Raw genomic sequence first — 26220 nt, 5'->3', positions numbered from 1 at the left:
TTCAAAAACAGATGAATTGATGTGAGATAATGGCCCAACGAAGTTGAACCCAGGGTTAAATAAAGAGCTCCCAGGTCCTACTTCGCTGGATTTACTTAGAGGCTATTCCTTAATCTTAGCTTCTTCTAATAATGTATTTAATTTAGTTGCAAAGTGGGCGTAATTTTTTTCACCAAGTTGACTTAGTTCATACTCATAATTTTTATAGTGGACTTTACCTGTTTGAACATTATAAATCGCACCCACTATAGCTATATCATTTTGTTCAATCATGTCGTGCAAAATAGAGCTGCGATCATAAATTTCTTGCATGGTATGGGCTACGTTTAACTCAGTAACATTATCTACAAACGTTTTATTTTTACTGTGACGATTCGTATCAGTTTCGTTTTCAGCCTGGATAGCGGGTTTTATTTTGTTCAGTAATTCAGTGATATGGCCTTTTTCAACCCCATCACAAGCAGATTGAATTGCACCACAACGAGTATGGCCCAGAACGATAATCAGTTTAACACCCACAACATGACAGGCATATTCAATACTGGCCAAAACGTCATTATTGACGACATTGCCAGCAACTCGGACACAAAAAATATCACCGAAGCTCACATCAAAAATGGTTTCTACAGGAACCCGGGAATCAATACAACCAAGAACAATGGCAATGGGATGTTGCCCTTTAGCAGTGAGTTTAATGTCCAAATGGTTTGAACGGTGGATCCGGCTATCATTAAGGAAGCGTTGATTTCCTTCATATAAGATATTTAATACCTGTGCAGGAGATAGGTGCGATTGTACGTCATAGGTGGTTACATTGATAAACTCAATATAATTATGAATCTTATAATGTTCTTTAAAGCCAATAAGATTCAATGAAATTTTCTTATTGGGAGCTTGCTCTTCTTTAAACTCTTTTAAAAGCTCCGTAATTTCCTTATCAATATACTGAGTATAACGCGCATCAATAATTAATTGAGACTCTCTCGGTATGGAATCAAGTTCCGCAACCAAAGCTGCCTTATTAAGGAAAGTCATTTGTTGCGGAAGCATTAAACGATTAATTTCTCCGGTGGGATGAATTTCTTTAAGAATATTAATTCGTGCTTGGCTGTTTGATTTCAATATATAAAATAAACTTACTGCTAATCCGATTAAAATACCCGTCAAAAGGTTAAACACAATGATGCTGATCACGGTAGCGAGAAATGGAATAAATCGATCACTTCCCTGAGCATAAATGGAGCGATAAATTGAAGGCTTATTTAGCTTATACCCGGTGTAAATTAAAATGGCAGCTAAAGAAGATAAGGGAATCTTATTTAGAGTACCAGGGATTAACATCACTGCAAAGAAAATAAAAATACCATGTAAAATAGCTGAAATTTTGCTTTTCGAGCCCGCTTGAATATTAATAGAGGTCCGTACGATTACCGAGGTAACGGGAATTCCACCAATTAAGCCTGCGGTCATGTTTCCAACCCCTTGAGCAACTAATTCTCGGTTTGAAGAGGGATGACGACGTTTTTTATCCAGTTTCTCTCCGGCCTTAAGATTCAATAAGCTTTCAAGAGAAGCAACAATGCCAATAATAAAAGCATAAAGATAGACTTTGGGATTAGTTAAAGCTGCCCAATTGGGGTATTCCAATTTATTAACTAGCTCACCAAAACTTCCTGTATGCGGAATGTTAACTAATTGTGGAGAATTTTGAACCATACTTGAGTTGGTCCATTGAAAAAATTCATTAAGTAGTACTCCCAAAATAACGACGAGTATTGGCGCAGGTATTTCTTTTAGTATTTTATTTTTGGTTAGATCAAAATAAATTAAAGTACTGAGCGAAAGAACTGTAATCAACATCGCCCCTGTATTGATATGTTGATACAACCCAAGAATAGGACTCAACTTGATCTCTTCTGCTGTTTCTAACAAATGCATTTTGAGTTCATTGAAATCTGCAGAAAGAGTAAATGCTAGCGGTAGCTGTTTGATTATTAATAAAATACCAATAGCACATAATAAGCCTTGCACCACATTTGAGGGGACATAGTCTGCAACAAATCCAGCGCGTAAGCTTCCTATAACCACTTGAAGGATACCTGCGAGAAAAAGGGCAATTAAGAATGTATTGAAATCCCCAAGTTGGGTAAGAGCAGCAACTACCACCGCGGCCATACCGGCTGCTGGCCCGCTGACACTAACGTGCGAGCCACTTATACAACCTACGACCACTCCGCCTATAACCCCACTTAAAATTCCTGAGAAAAGAGGTGCGCCTGAAGCTAAGGCAATACCCAGACATAAAGGTATGGCAACTAGAAATACGACTATGGCTGCTACAAAATCAAATTTAAAATAACGCTTTGCATAAATTCGAAATATACGGGAGTCAACCGTTGAATTTGTAAACATGGGGTAAAATCCTCTATTAACGAAATAAAGTAAAAGGGTTACGTAGAATTTTCTGATTTTAGACTAAAGTGCCATCTAATAAAACATCATTGTAACAAAAATGTTATTAAAATGTTACGGTTTTGTTAAGATTTGTGTTTGATACCAGCTTATTGATCTATATTTGAGCATTATGTTTGTTTAATTCGGTTTGGATAAGACCAATAAATAGAAAGTTATAACGGGGGTGTCGCGTGAAACTAGGAAGATGTTTTGCAGGTAATCCTGGGCTCTTCACCCAGGGTCAGTAATTTAGACTTCAACTGGATCGAATTCTTCAGTACCAAAGACTTCGTCGGTATTAATTGTTTGGTTGGTAATTAATTCATTCTCAAGATTTCTAAAATTCCACATGTTTTGATCCATAAGCTGGCTGGGTTTAATACTTTGCAGCGCATGCAGGATATTACTAGGAACTTTGGGATTTTCTTCTGCAAGCTGATTAATTAAATGGGTTACTTTTTTCCGCATTAAATTTTCTTGAGAACCACAAAGTGTACATGGGATAATTGGGTAAGATTGTTCCTGGGCGAAGGTGATGATATCTTTCTCTTGCACATAACATAATGGGCGAATGACGATATGTTTTTTATTATCGCTAAGCAATTTAGGAGGCATTGAGCGGATATCCCCATTATAGAATATGGACATTATTAACGTACGAACTAAATCATCACGATGGTGACCAAGGGCAATTTTATTGAAGCCATGTTCCTCGGCATAACGATAGATAATCCCACGACGTAATCGTGAACATAAGGAACAATAGGTTTTACCTTCAGGAATTTTTTCTTTTACGATACTGTAAGTATCTCGAGTTAGGATTTCATACGGAATGGAACGATCAGCAAGCCATTGTCGCACGGCAGTATCATTCCAACCTGGTTGGGCCTGATCCAGAGTAAAAGAGAAAAGTTCAAATTTATTACCAGAACGCCGGCGTAATTGATCTAAAATCGTTAAGAGCGTAAAAGAATCTTTGCCACCAGATAAACAGACCATGACGCGATCACCACGCTGGATCATATTAAAATCTGCAATTGCTTTACCTGTATAATGGAGTAATTTTTTTTCAACTTGAGAGGGATTGGACATTATTAAAAACCTGAATTAAAGTGTTATTTAGTGATTTTGGTCTTGCTTACAGTAGAAATTGATCCATTAATACGAGTTGTTTCTAACCATGAATTTATCAACTCAAGATCATTTACATTCAATGTTCCGGCAAGATATTTTAGAGTTAAAACAGCATTAATTAAACTGTATTGATCATTAGCAAGCTGGTTCTGCGCTTCAAAGAGGCGCTGTTGGGCATTTACCACATCTACCATGGTGCGAGTACCTACTTCAAATTGTGCCTCTGTACTTTCCAATGAATTTTGTTGGGAAATAACAGTTTGCCTGTCCGCTTTTACTTTGCTAATTCCATCAGTAATGGTATTAAAGGCAATCCGGCTGTTTACCACCACATCTCGATAAGTTTGTTCGACTCGTTCACTGGTGGCTCGAAAATTATGTTTTGCTTGCCGTGTTTGCGAGAGTACAAGTCCTCCTTGGAATGCAGGAAAGTTTAATGCCAAACCCACGCTGGATTGCTTTTGATTTGCGGGTAAAAACGGGCTGGAAGTGTTTACTTCATTGTTTGTTTCTGTGGAGTTGCCTTGGATCGCCACGGTAGGCCAGTTTCCTGCAGAGAGTGCCTTCATATTTTGACGGGCTACTTCAAGATTGCATTTAGCAGACAGTAATTTATAGTTTTGCCTAAGCCCTGTATCTATCCATTCATCTACATCGTTGGGTTCTGGCTTAATAAGAGGAATTTTTCCATCGCGTAGAGGCGCTATGAGTTCGTAAACATGATTGGTTAATTTCCTCAAATTTTCGTTTTGATTGATTTGATTGTTACGGGAAGCAATCACTGTAGCAATTGACTGATCATAAGCCGCCTTTGCTTCATATACAGAGGTAATTGGATCAAGTCCTACTTCAAAACGTTGTTTGGCTTGTTCATATTGGCGCATGTTTGCACGCTTTTTTGCCTCGGCAAAATTTAAGGTATCTTGGGCAAACAGTATATCAAAATAGGCTTTTGCTGTTCTAAGAATCAAATCCTGAGCTGCATCGTTAAAAGTGGCCTGTGCTGCTTTAACAGAGGCTCTTGCTTGTTTTACTTTTGCCCAAGCTTGGTAATTGAAAATAGCCTGAGATGCGGAAAATTGCCAGGTTCTAGATTTGTAATAGTCGTCTTGGACAGTAAAGAAGCCATCATTAACATGAAGGAAATTTCGCGATGTTCGTGCTGTAAGACCGGCCTGGGGAAGCAATGCCGCCCATGCTTGAGGCACAGCTTCCCTATTAGCCATGTAGGTTTCATAGGCATTTTTAAATATAGGATCATTTTCAAGAGCTTGATGATAGATATCCATTAAGTCCGTTGAAGCAAATGTTGGCGACAACAGACCAAAAGCCATAAGATAGCAAATCAACAATTTTTTCATTTAAACCAAATCCTAAAATACAAATTGTTTATGCATAGATTTATCGATCAACAAAGGAATGTTTGTTTCAAAAATCAGTGTTTCATGCCAATGTTCACTATGATCCAATTCGTACAATCGGCCTTGCATTGCAGGAGATGTTCCTTCAATAACAAATAATTTTCCGCCCGGAAGTATCTGTAATTTTTGAGTCTCATTTATTTGTTCTTTGGCTCCCGTGAACACAACCACATCATAAGGAGCATTTTCTAACCACCCTTGGCTGGCATCACCCGTAATTAATTCGACATTATTACAGTGGTGTTTTTTTAATACACGTGCTGCATGGCTCGTGAAATCGGCAAAATAATCTACGCTAATTACCTTTTTGCATAGCTTACTGAGTAAAGCAGTAAAAAATCCACTGCCGGTTCCTACCTCCAAAACTGTTTCATGGCCTTGCAAATCCAGGGCTTGGAGGATTTTTCCTTCTTCCAAAGGCGTAAGCATGCATTGATTATGATTCAGAGGTATTTGCATATCTGAATAAGCAAAATCGATAAATTGCTCGGGAACGAATTCGTGTCTGAGTACTATATCATATAGATTAAGTATGAATTCGTTTAAAACATCGCCAGTTCGAAGTTGTTGTTTGACCATGTTAATGCGTGCGCTTTGATAACTCATTTGTTCTACCGGGTTGATTGTTTTAGGTTAAGATTGACTATCATTTGCCAAGATTGCTCTTTCGCGATTTATTCGCGGTGATCTATTTTTAGTGATTTTAGAATTCCGCAAAATATGCTGTGAAACGAGATGGCAGCAGTGAATTGTCAATACACGTTCAAAACTGTTACACATCTTAGCAAAAAAATAGCGCATGCGCTAAGAAATAATGTCTGAATCCCAAATTTCGTGGTGACTCTGTTTAAAGTTTGTTATGATCTGCAATTTTTAATGGTTTTCTTAACCGATTTATATTTACCGATACATCAGTCACGAGATGAATGACTGGAGAAAAAAACAATCTAACGTAGGGGAGAATGCAGTGCTTGAGCAATTTACTGATTATTTGCAAACTGAAATAGCGACACTTAAGAGCGAAGGCTTATATAAAGGGGAGCGTGTTATTTCCAGCCAGCAACAAGCTGCTGTCACCGTAAATCATAAAGAAGTAATCAATCTTTGCGCTAATAATTATTTAGGTTTAGCCAATGATCATCAACTTATTGCTGAAGGACAAAAAGCACTGGCTCAGTATGGGTATGGTATGGCTTCTGTGCGTTTTATTTGTGGCACCCAAACTCCTCACAAACAGCTCGAACAGAAAATTAGTCAATTTTTAAGCAAGGAAGATACCATATTATATTCTTCATGTTTTGATGCGAATACTGGGCTTTTTGAAACCTTATTAGGTGAAGAAGATGCGATTATTAGTGATGCTTTAAACCACGCCAGTATTATTGATGGGGTCCGTTTGTGTAAAGCTGCGCGGTATCGATATGCAAATAACGACATGAAGGCATTAGAGGAACAATTAATTGCTGCTCAAGGTGCGCGATTTCGTTTGATTGCTACCGACGGGGTTTTCTCTATGGATGGAATTTTAGCAAATCTTCCAGCCATTTGTGAATTAGCTGACAAGTATAATGCCATGGTTATGGTTGATGACTCACATGCAGTAGGCTTTATGGGTGAAACAGGTCGAGGAACTCCAGAGCATTTTGGCGTGAGTGATCGTATTGATATTATAACGGGTACTTTGGGTAAAGCCTTAGGCGGTGCTTCTGGCGGCTATACTTCAGCAAACAAGACGATAGTTGAGTGGTTGCGCCAACGTTCTAGACCTTACTTATTCTCAAATACTTTGGCTCCTGTTATTGCGCATACCTCTTGTGTCGTTTTAGATAATTTAATGGCCAATAATCACTGGGCTGAGAAATTAAAACAAAACAGCCGTTATTTTCGTGAAGGAATGACCCAATTAGGATTTAAGTTAATCCCGGGAGAGCATCCAATTATCCCCGTTATGTTAGGTGACGCAAGCTTGGCAGGACGCATGGCAAATCGTCTGTTGGATTTAGGTATCTATGTGGTGGGTTTTTCTTATCCTGTAGTACCTAAAGGGTTGGCTCGAATTCGTACTCAAATGTCTGCAGCACATGAGTTGCATCATTTGGATAAGGCAATCGAAGCTTTTGAAACCGTAGGTAAGGAATTTTCTGTTATTTAGTAAAGTGCTCTTCTCAAACTTAAAGAAGAGCTTTTGTTGAGGTACTTTTATGAAATCATTAGTCAAGGCGAAAAAGGAACCTGGAATTTGGATGGAAGATGTTGCTATGCCTGAATACGGCGTCAACGATGTATTAATAAAGATTAAAAAAACTGCGATTTGTGGTACTGATATCCATATTTATTCCTGGGATGAATGGGCGCAAGCGACCATCCCCGTACCGATGACTGTAGGCCATGAGTTTGCTGGTGAAATTGTTGCAGTAGGGCAGGAAGTACAAGGACTTCATGTTGGACAACGAGTTTCTGGAGAAGGTCATATAACCTGTGGTTTTTGCCGAAATTGTCGTGCAGGTAAACGTCATCTGTGCCGTAACACTTTAGGTGTAGGTGTCAATCGGCCTGGATGTTTTGCGGAATATCTCTCTATCCCGGCCACTAATGTGATTGTTCTTCCAGATAATATTACCGACGAACAGGCTTCGATTCTTGATCCTTTTGGTAATGCAACTCACTGTGCTTTGGCTTTCGATGTAGTTGGAGAAGATGTATTGATTACCGGTGCTGGACCCATTGGAGTTATGGCTGCAGCTATAGTAAGACATATAGGGGCTCGCCATGTAGTTATTACGGATGTGAATGATTACCGTTTGGATTTAGCCCGCAAAATGGGTGTAACTCGTGCAGTAAATGTTAAATATGAAAAACTGTCAGATGTCACTGCAGAGCTGGGAATGCTAGAGGGTTTTGATGTAGGCTTGGAAATGTCAGGTAATCCCATGGCGCTTAATGATATGATGAAAGCGATGAACCATGGTGGGCATGTCGCCATGTTAGGTATTCCTCCCCAAGAAACAGCTATTGATTGGAATCAAGTTATTTTTAAAGGATTAGTAATTAAGGGTATTTACGGACGTGAAATGTTTGAAACTTGGTATAAAATGATTGCTATGTTACAAAGTGGATTGGATATTTCACCTGTTATAACGCATCGTTACCCAGTGAATGATTTTCAACATGCATTTCAAATTATGGCATCAGGCCAATCTGGCAAAGTAATTCTTGATTGGTAGAAGACGATGAATTTTTTAATTGCCTCCCCCAGGCTATAAAGACAGTTTAAAGAAGACGGAGTAGTTATGTCACAATATATTTTTACCATGAATCGTGTCAGTAAAATTGTTGAAAACCAAAGATTTATTTTAAAAGATATTTCCTTGAGTTTTTTCCCTGGCGCTAAAATCGGCGTTTTAGGATTGAATGGTTCGGGTAAATCAACTTTATTACGCATTATGGCGGGGGTTGATACTCAATTCGAGGGCGAGGCAAGACCTCAACCAGGAATTAAAATCGGTTATCTTGAACAAGAACCTAAATTGGATCCGGATAAAACGGTACGGGAAGTTGTGGAAGAGGGCGTGAAGGAAATGAAAGAAAAACTCGCACGCTTTGACGCAATTAGTATGCGTTTTGCAGAACCAATGAGCGATGATGAAATGAATACGCTGCTTGCTGAACAAGGTGAATTGCAAAACGATATTGAAGCCGGTGGCGGTTGGGATTTGGATAGAAAATTAGATGTTGCAGCTGATGCACTTCGATTACCCGATTGGAATGCAGTGGTCGGTAAATTATCCGGAGGTGAGCGTCGCCGAGTCGCATTATGCCGCTTGCTGCTTTCTAACCCCGATATGTTGTTGCTTGACGAACCAACCAACCATTTAGATGCAGAATCTGTAGCCTGGTTAGAACATTTCCTGGAAAGTTTTCCGGGTACTGTTGTTGCGATTACGCACGATCGTTATTTCTTGGATAATGCTGCAGAGTGGATATTAGAACTCGATCGTGGTGAGGGGATACCCTATAAAGGCAATTACTCTGCTTGGCTTGAGCAAAAAGAAGCTCGCCTAGAGATGGAACAAAAGCAAGAAGATGCCCATATGCGTGCAATGAAAGCAGAATTAGAGTGGGTACGCACCTCACCTAAAGGACGTCATGCTAAAAATAAGGCTCGTCTTGCCCGATTTGAAGAAATGAATTCGAAGGAATTCCAAAAACGCAATGAGACAAACGAAATATACATTCCGCCAGGGGAGCGCTTGGGTGACCTCGTTCTTGAAGGTGAAAAAATCAGCAAATCATTTGGCGACCGAATCCTAATCGACAATTTGGATTTTAAACTTCCTAAAGGGGGTATTTTAGGGATTATTGGTCCTAACGGAGCGGGTAAGTCTACATTTTTGAAAATGATTACAGGTCAAGAAGAGCCAGATAGCGGAACTATTCGTATCGGAGAAACCGTACAATTGGCCTATGTAGATCAATTACGTGATGAATTAGATCCCAATAAAACAGTGTGGCAAGAGATTTCTGATGGTCATGACATAATGCAAGTAGGTAGTTTTCAAATGCCTTCCCGTGCGTATGTAGGTCGTTTTAACTTTAAAGGCACCGATCAACAAAAGAAAATGGCCCAACTTTCTGGGGGAGAGCGCAACCGTGTTCATTTAGCAAAACTATTAAAAAGTGGTGGGAATGTATTACTACTTGACGAACCGAGTAACGATTTGGACGTGGAAACGTTACGTGCGTTGGAAGGGGCTATTCTCAACTTTCCTGGTTGCGTCATCGTGATTTCGCATGATCGATGGTTCTTAGATAGAATTTGTACCCATTTGATGGCATTTGAAGGGGACTCACAAATTACCTTTATTGAAGGCAACTATAGTGATTATGAAGCAGATAGAAGACGTAGGTTGGGTGATGCAGCAGATAGGCCATCACGCATTAAATACAGAAAATTAGAATCGTAAGTTTTAATTAAATGTATAAAGCTATCAGATGGAAATAAGAGTTAAATATCACTACTTATTTCTAACTGCAGGTCTAGAATGGATTGATTAATTTCTAGATTCTGCAGTATTTTTTTGTAACTATTCGAAGGGAACAAGGTGTAGGGAAATGAGAATTTCAAGAAAAGTTTTAATTAAGTGGAGATAAAATTTAAATGAATAAGTTGTTTTGGGCAGGTTTGTTACTATGTATCGGGGGGTTAACATCCTGTGTTGAGAATGATCCATCTACTTTAATTACTGATGATGCAGGTTATGTGCATCGAACAGTTCATTATACAAAAGATAAACGAGGTCGTGATTATTATCCGCAGAAGATTCAAGCAACGGGTGAGAGACGCTTTATTTTTGATCCAAAAGTTTCCGCATGGGCTGCTTATGATGAAGATGGGAATCGATTATTGACTGGGGGTGGATCCGCAGGTATTGATGTATGCGAAGAAAATCCAAATCAATCATGCAGAACTGTTACCGGAACATTTAAAGTTTATAACCGTCGCGGAGTCGATTGTAAGTCTGGGGAATATCCTGTTGATAAAAATGGCGGCGCTAAAATGCCTTATTGTACCTACTTTTATCAAGGATATACCGTTCACGCAGCCTACGATGTTCCAGAACATCCATCTAGCCATGGCTGTGTACGTATCTTCCCAAGTGCTGCAAAATGGTTAAGTGAAAACTTTTTCAAAATAGGCACAAAAGTTATTGTACTGGAATATCCTAATGAAGTGGGTGCCAATAAACCTGCTGTATCCGCATAAGGGAGAGATGAATTTATTCATCTCCCTAAAAACCAACTATAGCTTTGGTGATAAGTACGTATGTTCGTTAGAATAAAAGTCACCTCTAACGTAGTAAGGGGCGAGCTCCTCAGTAAATTCTTCCCGGGTTCCGCGTACGCTTCACCCAGGCTGCCATTCTAACGCTGGAAAGACAATAGTCCAAATTAAGGAGTATTAGGTGGTAGTGATGGTTGTGTGGAGCGATTTTCAGGCAAAGTAGGCTGTCCAGGGGTAGCTGGGGTCTGAGTCGCCGCCGGATTTGCAGTAGTGGGTTGGGTTGTTGTCGTTGGAGTTGACGGTGTAGCTTGATTTGGTGCAGTTGTGGGGGCCGGTGAGGTCGTTGGCGTTGAAGTATTTTCCGTATTTGGATTCATTACTGTAGCAGGGTTAGGATTAAAATCAGGCGGTAGTTTTTGAGTCACTGTTCCTCTTGGAGCAGCAATCATCTGGGTAATTCCCAAGTCTCCAGTCATTTTACGACCAATAGTCACGTCAACACTGAGTAATTGGGTTACTTTTTCTTTCTCATTCTGATAAACAACTTGTATCGGTAAATTAATTTTCCATTGATTGTCTTTTGCTTCTGTTAAAATAACTGGCCCATCTACTTGACTGCTTACAGTCAGCTTTTGAGATTTAATGGCTTCTAAATTCCCTGATTTTTGCAAAGCAGTGTTAAATCCAGTCCAGCCTTGCTCGGTAAAGCAAGGTTGCAATTTTTGCAGTTGAGCCTCCAAATTATTTGGATCAAAATCAAACGCTTGGGTAACTGCCTTCCCTGCCCATTTTAAAACCAAGGATTGATCGATAGTTTTAGTTTCTGCAGGAATTTTATACTCACAATTAATCGGTGCTGTGGGGGCTTGTGCTGGATTTATTGAAGGTATATTTTGACCCGGAGGTGTTGGTGTAGGAGGGGTCTGTTGTACTGCGCCTGGACTTTGAGGCGTTGGTGTCACTGGCTGAGTAACATCTGCATGTACTTGAGTACCCAGCAGAGCAAATAGAGTACTCCAGAGTAATGTGTTCTTCATGAAATTGACTCCTTAAATAGTATGTAGCAATTCTGCGATAATAAGAGCCGCCAGTCTAGCAGTTTTTTGATCTTGATCCAAAGGCGGTGATAGTTCAGCAACATCAAAACTAACTACTTTGCCACTTTGAATAATGTATTTCAAGAGTGGTAAAATTTGCCAGGGGGTAAGGCCCAAGGGTTGAGGCGCACTGACGCCGGGTGCAAAGGACTCTGCTAAAACATCCAAACAAATTGTCAGATAAATATGATCTAAATTGAGCATAAAATCATCAAGAAAAGCCAAGTGCCAAGCTAAGCTGTTCCCATATAACTCTTCTGCTGTTAAATAATTAACATTAAGTTCATCTGCTTGTTCGAAAAGGGAGGGCGTATTTCCCATTTTTTGAATACCCATACAGCAATAATTAAAAGCTTGATTATTTTCTTTACAGTAGGCTGCAATTTGTGAAAAAGGGGTCCCCGATGTACCAGGCTGATTTTTTTGATGGGGTCTTAAATCAAAATGCGCGTCAAAATTGATAATACCTAACTTAGAATAATGGGGCGCTAAACCCTGATAATGTGCCCAGGCAATTTCGTGTCCTCCTCCAAAGGCAATTGTTTGATGCCCTTGTTGATGGCAAAAACTGATTAAATTAGCAAATTGAGTTTGTGCTATTTCCAGTTCATCTTGTTCACAAAAAATAGTTCCTAAATCGAAAAGTGGTTTATCAATAGAGCAAGGGAGTTTTGCTAATTGAGTTTTAATTTGATCCGGGCCTAATTTTGCTCCTGGTCTGCCCATATTTCGAAGGACACCTGCATCACTGGCGAAACCAAGAAAAACCGTTTTTTTCTCTTTAGTGATTAAATCAGTTTGTTTAACAGGAAAAATAATTTTTTGAAAGAACCGCTCCGCATTAATTGTATCTTTTCTACCTTGCCAGAGTGCAGGATTGGCACGTTGGTAATTGGAAAGATGTTCAAACATTAAATTCTCCCTATAATCATTATGATATTACAATTTATCTTTGTTTATAAAAATCGGCATTTATCCTTATCCTTTAGATCCTACTTATTAAATTCATTTTAGTTTTCATAACTCTGAGCTTAAATACAGTGGATGGCAACTACTTTCGAAAAATTTGCATTATAAGTTACAGTACACGATTTTGTTCCTACAGGTAGTTTTTGTATCAACTGAATTTGAGTCTGGGTGTACTCACAAGCAATCCAAATTTCTTGCTCACCAAATGTCCAGGTTAGTTTTTTAATTTTAGAAGATTCAGTATCCGGTGCAAGGCTTGCATGGTCTTTAGGATGTCCAGAATAAAAGGTGATCCGTTCAAAATGATTAGTGTTATTCAAATTATCCATAAATCCATTCCACGGGGTTATTTCCTGCTGTAAAGATTGATTTGTTTGAATGACCGCAGGACAGTGGATTGTTGCTGCAGACGCAATGGGGCATAACCCGATAAATCCCAGAAAGAAGCTGTAGCCCACAGTAGTTTTCATTTAACTTGCCTCTCGTGTTTTTTACTTATTGAATTCATTATAACATGTCAAAAAGATTTGACTTCGGCACTAGTTCATTTGATTTTTTGCCAGGACTCTCAATCTATTGCGATCGATTTTCCCAGTAAAACCATAAGGAAGTTGGTTCAAAATGATCACTTGATAGGGACGTTTGTTTATTGGGAGTGACGCATGAGCAAAATTCATTAAGGTTTGTGGCGTGAGTTGCGACGCTTTGGTTTTAAATGTGACATACACAACAATATGATCCTTATTTTGCTTATTAGTATTGGGTAAAGCAATGGCCGCAGCTTCTTTAACCCCATCAAGTTGATAAAAGATATTTTCAATTTCTATAGGAGAGATAAGTTCCTCATTATAGCGAATAATATCTACTTTACGACTGACGAACCAATAGTATCCCTCTTTGTCTTGATAAGCTAAATCACCGGTATGAAACCAGCCATCTTTTATAGTTTTTGCTGTCAGAGTCGTATCTTGCCAATATCCCGAGCACATACTTTTGCCACGAACAATTAGCTCGCCAATTTTGTGGGGCGTCACAATGGTTTTATTTTTATCATCTATTAAGCATATTTCCATATTGGTTATCGGGAAGCCTATGGATCCGGTTTTCTTTGCTCCATAGGGTGGATTCATGGCGTAGATCTGTAATTCAGACATACCACAACCTTCGGTAATTTCGATATTAAATAGTTCTTTAAATCGCTCCTGAAGTGAAACCGGTGTTGCATCGCCTCCTGAAAAACAAAAATTAAGTGTGTTAATTTTAAAATCTGAAGACTCTACGTGGTTAATGAGCTCCAAATATAGCTTAGGAAAGCCGTAGATTTTTGTAATCTGATGAGCCTGGAGCTTTGCTAATGCATTCTCTGGATGAAATTCAGGTAATAGCACTACTGTCGCACCTACAGCGTGAAAAGGAAGAATTTGTGAACCAAGTCCAATTAAATAACACACTGGAAACATTACTAAGGTTTTATCCTCATGATTAATCTTAATTTGGGTGATTTGATTGCGCGTCCCTTGATATAAGCTTTGATGGCTGTGTACAACTGCTTTAGGTAGTCCCGTAGTCCCAGACGTAAAGAACAGCAAAGCGTTTTTTTTTAATCCAATTTCCATATTTACTGGAGAAGCTGTCGCAGATGAGAGTAATTGTTGAAAGTCTTGCACTCCAGGATAATTGTCTGATTTGAATGTTAGATAGCATTCTTTTATTACTTTTAATATTTTTTCATCTAACTGATTATAATATTCTGGTGACGTTATAAAAATACGCGCATTACTGTGTTCTAGCACATAATGAATCAATTCATTATTAAATCGAATGTTAACCGGGACAGCAATAGCTCCTATTGAAAAACAGGCGTAGTAGCATAGGATAATCTCGATGCAGTTTGGTAATAGAAAAGCGACACGCTCTCCTTGTGAAATACCTCTCTTCAATAATGAAGCAGCCAGAGGTATGGTTAATTCGTTGAGTTGTTGGTAACTGTAGCACCGTTGATCAACAATCAAGGCAATATTTTCAGGGAATTGTTCCGCTGATTTACCAAGTAATGTGCTTAATTGAGACATAAGACCTCCGGGGTTATTTTACAGAGTAAACTACTTACGTCAGCAGTAATTATTGCATATGGATTTTTAAATTGCTCCAGAGGTGAGTTATAAAGTTTTTTAGTTTCCTACTACTTTTCGATTATTACTACATCACTGGAAGGCATGCCCGGATCGTCGTCTAGATTAACTTCTTCTATATTTTCGGCTTCGTATAAGATTTGGGTTGTTTTATCCCGCACTAATTTATTTTTAATTCCCGTAAATATCGAAAATAAAGCAAAGCCATGAACTGTTCTAATTCTATCGATTTCATCTTTGAAATCCTTATAGGAAGAAAATGAACCAGTATTAAGCTGCATCATTTTGGCTATCCTCATAGGAACCTTATAAGTTAAATCCCCATATTGGATTTTTGTTCCTCCATCTGCTAATACTTTTTCTTGCCAATATTTTAGATGTTCAGGATTTTGTGCGTCTAACTTTAATTTTTCTTTTAAAATGAAAATATCTTTAAATTCTATTGCTTGGGCTGTTTGTACTTCGGCCTTTATTTTAAAAAGGGAATCATTAAAAGAATGAGATGTATCTGTCCCCGCATAGGCTTTATTATCAGAAAAATATTCTTTCAATTCTTCTTTGAAATCCGCCTCGCAGGTGTCCATGTTTAAATTTAGTACGAATTTTCTAAATTCTTTGCTTTTTAAAGCCTCAGTTTTTAGTATGTTGATACGCTCCTGAAAGAAGCTGTGAATCTCTTCTTTTAATTCAAGGTCTGCTGGGGCATTCACTTCTTGGATCATATCCAACGTTTCTGGTGGATAAACAAGTATTCTTAAGATTTGAAGATATATTTCTTGTTTAAATAGTTCATTTTTTTTAAGCTTCTCCTTTATTTCTTTTTTAAGACCTCCTGCCCATATAACGGGATGGAATACTTTGGGTGACAAAATATCATCCAGATCTTCGAAACTAAAATTGATTTGATTCACATCATTTTCTATGGACATTATTTTTTTAACAAATGGCCACAAAGAAGAGTCATGATCAATTTTAACGCTTCTGGCATTAGAATTTGTACCAATGTTATCTGATTTTAGGTCCGTTTCAGCAAGAACCAAAGCACTAACGAGAATCCGTGCAAAAGTCTTATAGTCTGTAGGCTCTAATCCTTTTTCCATTATAGATTTAAAGGTTGTGAAACCAGGAACGCCTTCGGAGGCTACATAACGGTTCCCTAATTTGTCAGTTACTAATCGAGTTTTAGGTTGTGTGTTTCCAATCCAGAATCGATAAACTTCACCTGAAATTACTTCCAGTTCTAAGGGCTCATCTGGAGAATAGGCTTGTTTAACGAACCAAATTTTTTTATTACGTGCACTAATTTTTTCAGTGTTTTTTGGCTTTTTTTTGTAAACCCCAGCGGTATGTCCACCCGATTTGTCTTGAATGCCTTCTGACTCAAAGTTTTCTAGCGATTTGATTAATTTATCTTTCGAGAACATATCCACCAGCTTTAAAAATGACCTGATTTAAATATAATTATATCAAATAATGGCCAAAATTAGTACAGATGGGTTTGTTTTTGATATATTGGATTAAAAAATAAATGTGACCCGGTCGAAATGGAATAAAATAGATGATTAAGTTAGAATGCTCTGTTTTAGCTGCAATTGGTGTTCAAATATGGAGTTCTTCACGCTTCAACCGTATCAATCTATTCAGGAAATGAAAAACCTGTGGAGAATAGCCATGCACATGGCATACGTGAATACCCATCAGCAAAATCACACCATCTTAGACTGTTCATTATGTGTAGATAATGAAACCAAGGCAGAGATTGTTAAACGTTTGCTATCTACGCTTTCTTATACCAACTCAGCGGATATAACCTCAATAACTTTTTTTTGTTTAGGTGTATTTCATACAGGATTGCAAGCAGATGAGATAACTTTTCAAAACGGACTAGAGTATCTACAACAGGCTCTCACCCACAGAAATAAACAGGCGGTTCATTATTTAGCTAGAATTTATTCTGGGTGTCATCAATATAGAGGAACTTTGTCTCTGAATGATGAGGAACGAGCGATCCATTATTATCTTACTTCCTTTAGATTAGATTCCTATGAAGCCCTAAACGACCTTATGTCGAGTTTGAGATTAGGAGAGGGGGATATTTCTAAAGATAAAGATCGTTGGTATCAATTCTTTATTCAATTGTTTTTAGAGGCGGCAAAGAATGAGAATTTGGAACTCATACCTCATTTAATTCGCTGTTTAATTCAACAAAATTATGTACTTTCTAAAACGGAGCCATTTTTAGTTATGGCTGCTGAAATTATTCATTCTTGGATGACCACATCTTATTGGAAGCCAAGTTATACAAGGCTGGTTCAAGGTTACCTGGAGCAAGAGCAAAAAAAGGGGAACCAAGGAACGCTTTACTTATTTTATAAGCTCGATTTCTCTAAATCATCAACTGGAACTCATTTTTTTAATTCGAAGAATCCATTGAGTAATGACGACTGGAAGTTTATTCAGTCCATCGAGCAATTGCATAAAGGATTGGATATAGAATTACCAGTGCAAAATAAAATGACTGAAAAATATAAGACCTTTTCTGTACTATAGAAGAGCCACGGTTGTCTCTAATTGTCTCAATGAGTTCATAATACTGGAATGATCGTTGAAAAAGGAATAGGGATTACCTGTGGAAAAAACAGAATGCGAAACTTCATAAATTAAAAAGAGAATAGGGTTGAATTCTCGATTACCCCCCCATCGTTTCCTTAAATCTTGTTTCGCTTGTTGAATCAATTTAAAGCATTGTCGTTGAAAATCAGCTTCTTCATATTTGTTTTGTGCATTAATAAAATGATAAAGCTCTTGTTTTATTGAAGATAAAGAAGTTAATGAATATTCAACATCTTCCTTAAATTGGGGGTCAAGTTTTTTGATTTTTTCTTCAATTGCGTTTACAGCTTCATATATAGTAAAAAATTTTTTTGTTTTGTTTATTAATTGCGGATGGTCATGGTTCCATTTTTGAATTGCAGGATTATTACCAACCATCAGGATGGAGCGTCTTAAAGACCAATTTTTTTCCAATAAATCAATAAGGCGTTGTTCTTCGCCGCAACGTAAACACGAAGTATCTTTGGGTTCAAGCGATTTCCCGATTAATGCGTCAATAAACTCGGCGATATATGAAGTAGGATTAGTTAAAGGAATTATCAAGGAATCAGTCAGATTTCTAATATTCTGTTCTTGTCCGGAACTCAAAGTCCAATGTTGAAATTCTTTTTGATTTAAAAAAGGAGCACAAAAGAAATCCAAATTTGTTTTGATAATATGTAGGGCTTGCTGGGTATCTTTATGCATGGCCTTGAAATAGGGAAATTGATATATTGTAGTCATTATAATGTTCTAGTGGATACGGAGCTAGGGCTTAAAGGTCTAGAATCCAAATTATTTATAAAGATAAATGAACATCTTGAAATATCGTTAAACGAAGTTCCATTAAATTCCTTCTAAAAATTTAGATTCTTCTTTCATTTTTATTGATAACTCAATCATGCGCATAAAATTATGCCAACTTTATTCAATGTCTGGTATTATTTCTCGCATGTAAAATAAAAAAGTGTAAGAGGATATTGTGATTGTTATTACCGGTGGAGGAAGTGGGATAGGAAGATCATTAGCCTTTTCTTTGGCAAAACGAGAACAATCAATCTTAGTTGTAGGTAGAAGAGAGAAGGCATTGCAAGAAACAGCAGCCTTTTCTCAAAACATCCAATATATATGCGCTGATGTATCCACACGTGAAGGTCTTGAGTCAATAAAAAAACGTTTACAGGATATTGAGCAAATTAATGCGCTTGTTAACAATGCAGGAACCTTAAATCCCTTGGTACCTATCAAGGAAATTCATTCTGAAGACTGGAATCAAGCTTTAAATACCAACTTGAATGCCGCTCTTTTTCTTCCACAAATGATTTACGATAAATTGACTCATGGCCGAGTTTTGAATATTGGTTCCGGAGCTGCTTATTTCGCGATAAGAGGCTGGGCTGCATATTGCGTGTCTAAAGCCGCTTTATCGATGCTAACAAAGTGTTGGCAACTGGAATGTGATTCAATCGCATTCGCCAGTGTGATGCCAGGAATAATTGATACAAAAATGCAAGTTATTGCGCGAAGCGAAGAAAATCCTGATTATGAGCGAATTAATTTTTATCAACGCTTAAAAGATGAAAATCGACTGATTTCCCCAGATACCGTTGCCGAATTTTTGACTTGGCTTTTGTTGGATGTAGACAAAAAAACTTATGTCTCTAAAGAATGGGATATTTATGATACTAAGCATCATAAAGCATGGCTTAAACCTCCTCATCAAGTTCAACATTGGGATCATTAATGGCTGCCTGCGACAAATTATTATTAAATGCAACGACCATTGATGCTCAGGGAAATCAATTAACCCAGCAAGCTATTGCGATTAAAGACGGTCTTATTGTCTGGTGTGGGTTGCAAGCCCAATTGCCAAAACAATTTTACGAAGCGCAACACAAAGAAGAATGTCAGGGGAAATTGCTTACCCCAGGGCTTATTGATTGTCATACTCATTTGGTTTATGCAGGAAATAGGTATGCTGAGTTTCAAATGAAACTGGCAGGAGTGAGTTATGCTGAAATTGCTAAGGCGGGAGGAGGGATTTTATCTACAGTACGCCACACTCGAGAAGCCTCTGAAGAGGAATTGCTCCAACAATCTCTGCCCAGAATTCTTGCTTTACGCGCTGATGGAGTGACTACAGTTGAGATAAAGTCAGGTTATGGCCTTGATCTGGCAAATGAGTTGAAAATGCTGCGAGTAGCTAAACGTTTAGGAGATCTAACGGGCTTAAGAGTTAGAAAAACCTTTCTTGGAGCGCATGCAATAGGTCCTGAGTTTCAAGGAAACAGCCAAGCGTATATTGATGTTCTTTGCCATGAAATGCTGCCTGCATTGTGTGAAGAGAATTTGGTAGATGCAGTGGATGTATTTTGTGAGTCCATTGCATTTTCTCTGAAGCAAACAGAACAAGTTTTTACAGCTGCACGTGATTTAAATCTCCCTTTAAAATGTCATGCTGAGCAATTATCCAACCTCGGGGCAAGCGAGCTTGCAGCAGAATTTGGTGCTTTGTCTTGTGATCATTTGGAATTTCTCAATGAGCAAGGGGCATCTGCTATGGCAGAAGCCAACACGGTTGCTGTTTTACTTCCTGGCGCTTATTACTTTTTGCGCGAAAAACAAAAACCTCCAGTAGAACTTCTGAGACGAGCAGGGGTTGGTATGGCTGTTGCCACCGATTGTAATCCAGGCTCTTCACCAACTACTTCATTACGTTTAATGATGAGTATGGCCTGTCAATTCTTTTCATTAACGGTTCCTGAGGCTTTAGCAGCGGTTACCAGTCAAGCGGCAAGAGCATTAGGATTGCAAAAGGAACTTGGAACAATTGCTGCGGGCATGAAAGCTGACTTGTTATTGTGGTCTGTTAATGACAGTGCGGCTTTATGTTATTACTTTGCCTATCCTTTATCCCATCATATGATGATTGCAGGGGAATGGGTTTCTACACCAGATAATTACTAGGAATACTTTATGTTAAAACCACTAAAAACCATTATTTCTTTAGGTATTATTGTAAGCTCGTTTACTGTTTGGGCAGTAAATCCGATATCAATTAAAAAAGAAACTCCCGCATATATTATTGATGTTAAATATCCTCAGGGATTTACCGATCCACGGATTAATGCAGTGGTACAAGACTTCATCGATAAAACCAAAACGAGTTTTTTTAAAGAACTTTCAGCTGATGCCGATGTGCCTTTAGACGCACCCGGAAAATCCGGTTTAAATGTCACCTACTCTTTGCCTTACAAAACAAAGGAAGCCTTGAGCGTTGCTTTTAATATTTCAATTAATCATCGAGGAGCTGCACATCCTTCAAACACTGTAGCAGTGTTGAATTTTATCCATGGTAGCCAAGTTCAGTTAGCGGACTTATTTCGACCTGAGACAGATTATTTAAAACCTATAGCAAGTTTCTGCAGTAAAAAAATTGCTGAGAAAAATATTTCAGACAAAAAATGGCTCGAAGAAGGCACTAAGCCTATAGACAAAAATTATAAGATTTGGTCTTTTTCAAAAAATGGCATAGATATTATCTTTGATACATATCAGGTAGCAGCCTATGTTTATGGTCCGCAAACAGTAAACATACCTTTATCCCAGATTTCTTCTTTGCTAATGCCTGAAGTAAAGCATAGTGTTTGGGGTCATTAATGGCTGATACTCCTTTTATAGCTGCCGATAAAAAGGTTGCTGAACTTACTATCCGAGTGGTGTTTCTCGCGATCATACTCACTGTATTGTTGGCGATGTCCAATGCGTATCTTGCCTTAAAACTTGGAATTTTAACTTCAGCATCAATACCCGCTGCAATTATTTCTATGGGGGTCTTACGTTTTTTTAAAAACTCTACCATTCTAGAAAATAACGCAGTGCAAACTGCGGCTTCGGCAGGTGAGGCTGTTGCAGGTGGGATTGTTTACACCATTCCCGCGTTAATAATTATTGGTTTTTGGAATCATTTTGATTACATGACCAATTTTTTCATTGCAGTATGCGGTGGAATTCTAGGTGTATTATTCTCTATTCCCTTACGACGTATTTTAGTCCATGATCCTTCATTGAAATTTCCGGAAGGCCGGGCAATTGCCGAAGTTTTAAAATCATCCGCAGAAAAAACTGGCCTAATAGATATATTAATCGGTGGGGGGATAGGCGCGATTATTGAGTTACTCCAAACTGGATTTAAAGTCATTGCTAACAGTTGGAATTATTGGTTTGTAGTAAAACGTTCACTATTTGGTTTAGGCGCAGGTTTTTCTGCAACAATGATAGGTGCTGGTTATCTGGTTGGTCATGATATGGCAATCAGTATCTTTTTAGGCGCAGTGATTTCCTGGCTCATTGCATTACCTATTGTCAGTCAATTTTATCCAGAATTTCTAAATCAGCATCCTGCGGAACAAGCCGCATCCCTGTTATGGAATAGCGAAATGCGTTATCTGGGAATAGGTGCAATGTTGTTTGCTGGGATGTGGACTTTTTTAAAATTAGTTAAACCCCTTTCTAGAAGTATTCAGACTTCCCTGAAAACATATACGTATAAAGGTATTGCGGCGCAGGTGCCACGTACGGATAAAGACATTCCATTACATTATATTTTAATAGCTATAGGTGCATTAGCTGCAATTCTTTTTCTCTTTTTCCAGCTGGTTCTCCCTTTACATTCAGTAGGATTGGATAACGAATACTCTCCAACCCTAATTTTCATTGCCGTTCTTTACGTTTTGATTATCGGATTTATTTTTTCAGTTATTACCGCCTATTTTTCTGGTATGGTTGGTGTCACAGCAAGCCCGGGAAGCTCTGTCGTTATTTCGGGAATGCTTTTTGCTGCTTGGTTATTATTGGTCGCGGTGGATCATTTATTACCCTTACCTCTAAAGCCCGAACAAATTAAGGCTGCCGAGGCAATTACAATTATGATAGGCGCAGTAGTAACTGGTATCGCGGCAATTGCCAACGATAATACCCAAGATCTTAAAGTGGGGCAGTTGGTTGGTGCAACTCCATGGAAACAACAATTGATGCTGTTGTTGGGCGTGGTGATTTCTTCTTTGGTTATCCCACCAGTGATGCAATTATTATTTAATGTATATGGGATTGCAGGGGTCATGCCTCACGCAGGGATGGATATTAATCAATCGTTGCCTGCGCCTACGGCGGCTTTGATGGCAGCCATTACAGAAGCTGTTTTCAGAAATTCACTACCATGGACCATGATGTTTATTGGCTCGGCAATTATTTTGATTATTATATTTCTTAATCATTTTTTTCAGTTGCGCCGCTATTTAAATTTATCCATTTTAGGCGTTGCTATAGGGATGTATTTGCCACTTTCTTCATCCTTTCCATTGTTTATTGGGGGAATGATTGCATTGTTTGTTAAAAAGCGTTTACAGCGTTCAATGCCTGTAAAAGAAGAAGCGATGATTCGTAAACAAAAAGGAACGCTCATTGCCTGTGGTTTAGTCGCGGGCTCTGCTATTATGGACGTCCTGCTTGCAATTCCCTTTTCCATTTTTCAAAGCCCTGATGCTTTGCAATTGGTAGGGCCCAGTTGGAACAATATAGGCGTTTATTTGGGAGTTTTATCTACCTTATTTCTTGCTTGGTGGATTAACCATAGAGTGGTTGGAAAAGGAGACAATTCAATTTCCTAATTTTTGGGCGTGGGGGGCAGTGGAACGAAACCTGGGGTTTCGATCCTTGGATCTGCACCCCATTAAAAACGCTGCAGTTTATTACAATGACTCAACTCTGATTTTATGTTGCAGGAGCTTTTCTTTGGTTTGTTGTGCTTGCGTTAATTTTTCACGTTCTTTAGCAATAATTTCCGCAGGTGCTTTATCCGTAAATTTAGGATTATTTAATTTACCTTCAGCAAGATTGATATCCTTCTCTAATTTGGCCAACTCTCTGGATAAACGAGTTAGTTCCGCTTCTTTATCAATTAAATCAGCCATGGGGATGAGTAATTCAATTTCTCCAAGCACAGCAGTAGCTGAAACGGGAATTTTTTCATCTGCCTCCAAATAATGGATCTGGCTTAATTTACTCAATGCCTTTAAGGTATGTTGATATTTTTCCACTCTGTCTTTAAGTATGGGTGTAATATTCCGAATATAAAGCGGAATAAGCTTAGCCGGCGAAATGGACATTTCACTCCGGATGGTGCGTATCGCTTGAATGGCTGCTTTTAACCATTCTAATTCCTCTTCAATGGTATCATTAATGAATTCAGGGTTTACTTGAGGATAAGCACTGATCATAATGCTTGAGCCGTTATCAATGGTTAACTTTGTAGTACGTTGCCAGATTTCTTCTGTAATGAATGGCATTAGAGGATGCAACATTTTGAGAATCTGATCGAGTACATGAATTAAAGTCTTACGAGTACCACGTTTCAAAGCACTCAATGCGTGCTCATCTTGTAGGATAGGTTTAGATAATTCAAGATACCAGTCACAGTATTCATGCCAGACAAATTCGTACATTGTGTTGGATAACAAGTCAAATCGATAGGTTTCGAAATAATGATGTACTTTACTGATGGTGTGTTGCAATCGTGATAAAATCCACTGGTCTGCTGGGGTATATTGAAATGCTCCGTCATCGAAATCTATTTGTTCTTCAGCAGTATTGAGCAATACATACCGTGCGGCATTCCATAATTTGTTACAAAAATTACGATAACCCTCAACTCGGCCTATATCAAAGCGTACGTTTCGGCCGGTGGATGCCAGAGAGCAATAAGTAAAACGAAGAGCATCTGTTCCATAGGAGCTAATTCCTTCAGGGAATTCTTTACGGGTGTTTTTTATGATGTTGTCCCGAACAGATTGCAGCATTAAATTAGAGGTTCGTTTTGCAATAAGCGAATCCAGATCAATTCCATCAACAATGTCTAGGGGATCAAGCACATTCCCTTTTGATTTAGACATTTTATGTCCTTCACTGTCTCGAATTAAGCCGGTAATAAAAACCTCTTTGAAAGGAATCTTGCCGGTAAATTTTAGCCCCATCATAATCATCCGAGCTACCCAGAAAAAAATAATATCAAAACCAGTAACCAGAACTGAGGTAGGGTAGAACTGTTCTAATTCGGGAGTACGTTCAGGCCAACCCAAAGTCGAAAAGGGCCAAAGTGCCGATGAAAACCAAGTATCTAAAACGTCTTCATCTTGCTTCAACACAGTTGAGTCTTTAATTTTATATTTAAAGCGAACATCATTTTCGCTGTATCCTACGTAGACATTGCCATTACTGTCATACCAGGCGGGTATTCGGTGTCCCCACCATAATTGGCGGCTAATACACCAATCCTCAATATTATCCATCCATTGAAAATAGGTTTTGTTCCAGTTTTCTGGAACAAAGCGAATTTCGCCATTTTTCACTGCAGCAATTGCGGGCTCAGCGAGAGGTTGAGTTTTGACGTACCATTGATCAGTTAGTAGGGGTTCTATAATGACATTTGATTTTTCACCACGAGGTACTTTTAATTTATGGGGTTCTGTTTTAACTAATAAACCCTCGGCATCCAGATCTTTAATGATTTGTTCTCGAGCCACAAACCGATCCATGCCTTGATATTTCAAAGGGGCATTTTTATTAATAGATGCTTTTTTAGTTAAGATGCTAATAACGGGGAGTTGATGACGTTTACCAACTTCATGATCATTAAAGTCATGAGCTGGGGTAATTTTAACGCAGCCACTGCCAAATTCCTTATCGACATATTCATCCGCGATAATTGGAATGGTTCGATCACAAAGTGGAAGATGTACCTCTTGTCCAATAAGATGTTTAAAACGCGAGTCTTCGGGGTGTATCGCAACTGCAGTATCCCCTAACATCGTTTCAGGTCGGGTGGTAGCAACAATAAGAGATTCAGTTGAGTTTACGACTGGGTAGCGGATGTGCCAGAGAAAACCATCTTCTTCTTCGGAAAGCACTTCGAGATCAGATACTGCTGTACCTAATTTAGGATCCCAATTCACTAAACGGGTTCCACGATAAATTAAACCTTCATCATAAAGTTGTACGAATACTTTTTGTACTGCGGCGGATAATCCTTCATCCATAGTAAATCGTTCACGACTCCAGTCTACTGAAGCACCCAAACGTCGCATTTGCTGGGTGATAGTATTTCCAGATTCATTCTTCCATTGCCAAACGCGTTCTAAAAACTGTTCGCGGGTAAGATCTTTTCTAGAGGTTCCAGCGGCCTCAAGTTGACGCTCAACAACGAGTTGGGTAGAAATACCCGCATGGTCAGTACCAGGTTGCCATAAAGTCTTATGGCCTAACATCCGATGATAGCGGGTTAATGCATCCATAATCGTATGCTGAAAACCATGCCCCATATGCAGACTGCCTGTGACATTGGGAGGAGGAAGCATGATACAATATTTTTTACCATCACCATGAGGTTGGAAATAGTGATGAGTTTCCCAATTTGTATAGCATGCTTTTTCAATTGCTTCAGGGGAATAGATTTTATCCATGATTAAACCTGTACTGATAAAAAGACGAAATGTTATCACAAAATCAACCATAAGTTGAGTTAATACGGTGAGCAATAATTTTCGATTGGAAATTTATAAGTGTAAGTTTGGAGCTTAGTTGAA

At 38.5% G+C, this 26220-nt stretch carries 20 protein-coding genes; 9 read left to right on the top strand and 11 right to left on the bottom strand.

Annotation, left to right across the window (positions count from 1 at the left end; genetic code table 11):
* Positions 1-102: 102 nt before the first annotated feature.
* The 4 genes from ACWTE2_RS09825 to ACWTE2_RS09810 all read right to left on the bottom strand — a co-directional run bounded on the left by ACWTE2_RS09825 (position 103) and on the right by ACWTE2_RS09810 (position 5615).
* A complete protein-coding gene (locus ACWTE2_RS09825) occupies positions 103-2412 on the bottom strand; it encodes a bifunctional SulP family inorganic anion transporter/carbonic anhydrase (protein WP_454785205.1) in 2310 nt (769 codons plus the stop codon).
* A 291-nt stretch (positions 2413-2703) separates the two neighbouring features.
* Complete coding sequence (gene ttcA / locus ACWTE2_RS09820) at positions 2704-3546, bottom strand: tRNA 2-thiocytidine(32) synthetase TtcA (protein ID WP_454785204.1); 843 nt, start codon at positions 3544-3546, stop codon at positions 2704-2706.
* Between the two features lie 23 nt (positions 3547-3569).
* The gene (locus tag ACWTE2_RS09815) at positions 3570-4949 is read right to left on the bottom strand and encodes a TolC family outer membrane protein (protein ID WP_454785203.1); all 1380 of its coding nucleotides are present in this window, start codon (positions 4947-4949) and stop codon (positions 3570-3572) included.
* Between the two features lie 12 nt (positions 4950-4961).
* Positions 4962-5615, bottom strand: a complete 654-nt coding sequence (locus tag ACWTE2_RS09810; protein WP_182392908.1) for a protein-L-isoaspartate O-methyltransferase family protein — start codon at positions 5613-5615, stop codon at positions 4962-4964.
* A gap of 361 nt (positions 5616-5976) precedes the next feature.
* On the opposite strand from ACWTE2_RS09810, the gene ACWTE2_RS09805 reads away from it, so the two are divergent.
* The 4 genes from ACWTE2_RS09805 to ACWTE2_RS09790 all read left to right on the top strand — a co-directional run bounded on the left by ACWTE2_RS09805 (position 5977) and on the right by ACWTE2_RS09790 (position 10773).
* Positions 5977-7161, top strand: coding sequence for a glycine C-acetyltransferase (locus ACWTE2_RS09805; protein WP_182392909.1), 1185 nt, complete (start codon positions 5977-5979; stop codon positions 7159-7161).
* A gap of 49 nt (positions 7162-7210) precedes the next feature.
* Positions 7211-8233 carry an L-threonine 3-dehydrogenase gene (gene tdh, locus ACWTE2_RS09800; RefSeq protein ID WP_182392910.1) on the top strand — a complete coding sequence of 341 codons (1023 nt, stop codon included), beginning with the start codon at positions 7211-7213 and terminating at the stop codon, positions 8231-8233.
* Positions 8234-8299: 66 nt separating this feature from the next.
* Entirely contained in the window at positions 8300-9973 is a 1674-nt protein-coding gene (ettA, locus tag ACWTE2_RS09795) for an energy-dependent translational throttle protein EttA (RefSeq protein ID WP_454785202.1), read from the top strand.
* Positions 9974-10167: 194 nt separating this feature from the next.
* The gene (locus tag ACWTE2_RS09790; protein WP_182392912.1) at positions 10168-10773 is read left to right on the top strand and encodes a L,D-transpeptidase; all 606 of its coding nucleotides are present in this window, start codon (positions 10168-10170) and stop codon (positions 10771-10773) included.
* A gap of 185 nt (positions 10774-10958) precedes the next feature.
* Here ACWTE2_RS09790 and ACWTE2_RS09785 read toward each other — a convergent pair whose 3' ends face one another.
* The 5 genes from ACWTE2_RS09785 to ACWTE2_RS09765 all read right to left on the bottom strand — a co-directional run bounded on the left by ACWTE2_RS09785 (position 10959) and on the right by ACWTE2_RS09765 (position 16413).
* Positions 10959-11828, bottom strand: coding sequence for a DotI/IcmL family type IV secretion protein (locus tag ACWTE2_RS09785; RefSeq protein ID WP_454785201.1), 870 nt, complete (start codon positions 11826-11828; stop codon positions 10959-10961).
* Between the two features lie 12 nt (positions 11829-11840).
* A complete protein-coding gene (gene hutG / locus ACWTE2_RS09780) occupies positions 11841-12800 on the bottom strand; it encodes a formimidoylglutamase (RefSeq protein WP_454785200.1) in 960 nt (319 codons plus the stop codon).
* A gap of 119 nt (positions 12801-12919) precedes the next feature.
* Positions 12920-13327: an STY0301 family protein gene (locus ACWTE2_RS09775; protein ID WP_454785199.1), complete on the bottom strand. Its 408-nt coding sequence runs from the start codon at positions 13325-13327 to the stop codon at positions 12920-12922.
* A 69-nt stretch (positions 13328-13396) separates the two neighbouring features.
* Complete coding sequence (locus ACWTE2_RS09770) at positions 13397-14929, bottom strand: class I adenylate-forming enzyme family protein (RefSeq protein ID WP_454785198.1); 1533 nt, start codon at positions 14927-14929, stop codon at positions 13397-13399.
* 110 nt (positions 14930-15039) lie between these two features.
* Positions 15040-16413, bottom strand: a complete 1374-nt coding sequence (locus ACWTE2_RS09765) for a hypothetical protein (protein ID WP_454785197.1) — start codon at positions 16411-16413, stop codon at positions 15040-15042.
* A 247-nt stretch (positions 16414-16660) separates the two neighbouring features.
* Between ACWTE2_RS09765 and ACWTE2_RS09760 the strand changes: the two genes are divergently transcribed.
* Positions 16661-17539: a hypothetical protein gene (locus ACWTE2_RS09760; RefSeq protein WP_454785196.1), complete on the top strand. Its 879-nt coding sequence runs from the start codon at positions 16661-16663 to the stop codon at positions 17537-17539.
* Here the strand turns inward: ACWTE2_RS09760 and ACWTE2_RS09755 are convergent.
* Complete coding sequence (locus tag ACWTE2_RS09755) at positions 17534-18325, bottom strand: hypothetical protein (RefSeq protein WP_454785195.1); 792 nt, start codon at positions 18323-18325, stop codon at positions 17534-17536. The genes ACWTE2_RS09760 and ACWTE2_RS09755 overlap by 6 nt on opposite strands.
* A gap of 238 nt (positions 18326-18563) precedes the next feature.
* Between ACWTE2_RS09755 and ACWTE2_RS09750 the strand changes: the two genes are divergently transcribed.
* Genes ACWTE2_RS09750 through ACWTE2_RS09735 form a run of 4 tightly spaced genes read left to right on the top strand, consistent with a single transcriptional unit; the run spans position 18564 to position 23250 of the window.
* Positions 18564-19325 (top strand): SDR family NAD(P)-dependent oxidoreductase, encoded by a 762-nt coding sequence (locus ACWTE2_RS09750; protein ID WP_454785194.1) that lies wholly within the window; start codon positions 18564-18566, stop codon positions 19323-19325.
* Complete coding sequence (gene hutI, locus ACWTE2_RS09745) at positions 19325-20548, top strand: imidazolonepropionase (protein ID WP_454785193.1); 1224 nt, start codon at positions 19325-19327, stop codon at positions 20546-20548. Before ACWTE2_RS09750 ends, hutI begins: the two co-directional genes overlap by 1 nt.
* Positions 20549-20557: 9 nt before the next feature.
* A complete protein-coding gene (locus ACWTE2_RS09740; protein ID WP_454785192.1) occupies positions 20558-21241 on the top strand; it encodes a DUF3298 and DUF4163 domain-containing protein in 684 nt (227 codons plus the stop codon).
* Positions 21241-23250, top strand: coding sequence for an OPT family oligopeptide transporter (locus ACWTE2_RS09735; RefSeq protein WP_454785191.1), 2010 nt, complete (start codon positions 21241-21243; stop codon positions 23248-23250). The genes ACWTE2_RS09740 and ACWTE2_RS09735 overlap by 1 nt, the downstream gene beginning before the upstream one ends.
* A gap of 81 nt (positions 23251-23331) precedes the next feature.
* Here the strand turns inward: ACWTE2_RS09735 and ACWTE2_RS09730 are convergent, their stop codons facing one another.
* The gene (locus ACWTE2_RS09730; RefSeq protein ID WP_454785190.1) at positions 23332-26097 is read right to left on the bottom strand and encodes a valine--tRNA ligase; all 2766 of its coding nucleotides are present in this window, start codon (positions 26095-26097) and stop codon (positions 23332-23334) included.
* Between the last annotated feature and the right edge of the window lie 123 nt (positions 26098-26220).

Source organism: Legionella nigrisilvae, assembly GCF_977063395.2.
Note: the sequence above shows the minus strand (reverse complement) of the source record. Positions and strands in the feature narration are given on the sequence as shown.

What these genes read in the sequence shown, in the direction of transcription:
- ACWTE2_RS09775 (WP_454785199.1), bottom strand. Translation starts at nt 13,327, where the DNA reads ATGAAAACTACTGTGGGCTACAGCTTCTTTCTGGGATTTATCGGGTTA.
- ACWTE2_RS09760 (WP_454785196.1), top strand. Translation starts at nt 16,661, where the DNA reads ATGCACATGGCATACGTGAATACCCATCAGCAAAATCACACCATCTTA.
- tdh (WP_182392910.1), top strand. Translation starts at nt 7,211, where the DNA reads ATGAAATCATTAGTCAAGGCGAAAAAGGAACCTGGAATTTGGATGGAA.
- ttcA (WP_454785204.1), bottom strand. Translation starts at nt 3,546, where the DNA reads ATGTCCAATCCCTCTCAAGTTGAAAAAAAATTACTCCATTATACAGGT.
- ACWTE2_RS09735 (WP_454785191.1), top strand. Translation starts at nt 21,241, where the DNA reads ATGGCTGATACTCCTTTTATAGCTGCCGATAAAAAGGTTGCTGAACTT.
- ACWTE2_RS09770 (WP_454785198.1), bottom strand. Translation starts at nt 14,929, where the DNA reads ATGTCTCAATTAAGCACATTACTTGGTAAATCAGCGGAACAATTCCCT.
- hutI (WP_454785193.1), top strand. Translation starts at nt 19,325, where the DNA reads ATGGCTGCCTGCGACAAATTATTATTAAATGCAACGACCATTGATGCT.
- hutG (WP_454785200.1), bottom strand. Translation starts at nt 12,800, where the DNA reads ATGTTTGAACATCTTTCCAATTACCAACGTGCCAATCCTGCACTCTGG.
- ettA (WP_454785202.1), top strand. Translation starts at nt 8,300, where the DNA reads ATGTCACAATATATTTTTACCATGAATCGTGTCAGTAAAATTGTTGAA.
- ACWTE2_RS09755 (WP_454785195.1), bottom strand. Translation starts at nt 18,325, where the DNA reads ATGACTACAATATATCAATTTCCCTATTTCAAGGCCATGCATAAAGAT.
- ACWTE2_RS09785 (WP_454785201.1), bottom strand. Translation starts at nt 11,828, where the DNA reads ATGAAGAACACATTACTCTGGAGTACTCTATTTGCTCTGCTGGGTACT.
- ACWTE2_RS09740 (WP_454785192.1), top strand. Translation starts at nt 20,558, where the DNA reads ATGTTAAAACCACTAAAAACCATTATTTCTTTAGGTATTATTGTAAGC.
- ACWTE2_RS09815 (WP_454785203.1), bottom strand. Translation starts at nt 4,949, where the DNA reads ATGAAAAAATTGTTGATTTGCTATCTTATGGCTTTTGGTCTGTTGTCG.
- ACWTE2_RS09730 (WP_454785190.1), bottom strand. Translation starts at nt 26,097, where the DNA reads ATGGATAAAATCTATTCCCCTGAAGCAATTGAAAAAGCATGCTATACA.
- ACWTE2_RS09765 (WP_454785197.1), bottom strand. Translation starts at nt 16,413, where the DNA reads ATGTTCTCGAAAGATAAATTAATCAAATCGCTAGAAAACTTTGAGTCA.
- ACWTE2_RS09790 (WP_182392912.1), top strand. Translation starts at nt 10,168, where the DNA reads ATGAATAAGTTGTTTTGGGCAGGTTTGTTACTATGTATCGGGGGGTTA.
- ACWTE2_RS09810 (WP_182392908.1), bottom strand. Translation starts at nt 5,615, where the DNA reads ATGAGTTATCAAAGCGCACGCATTAACATGGTCAAACAACAACTTCGA.
- ACWTE2_RS09825 (WP_454785205.1), bottom strand. Translation starts at nt 2,412, where the DNA reads ATGTTTACAAATTCAACGGTTGACTCCCGTATATTTCGAATTTATGCA.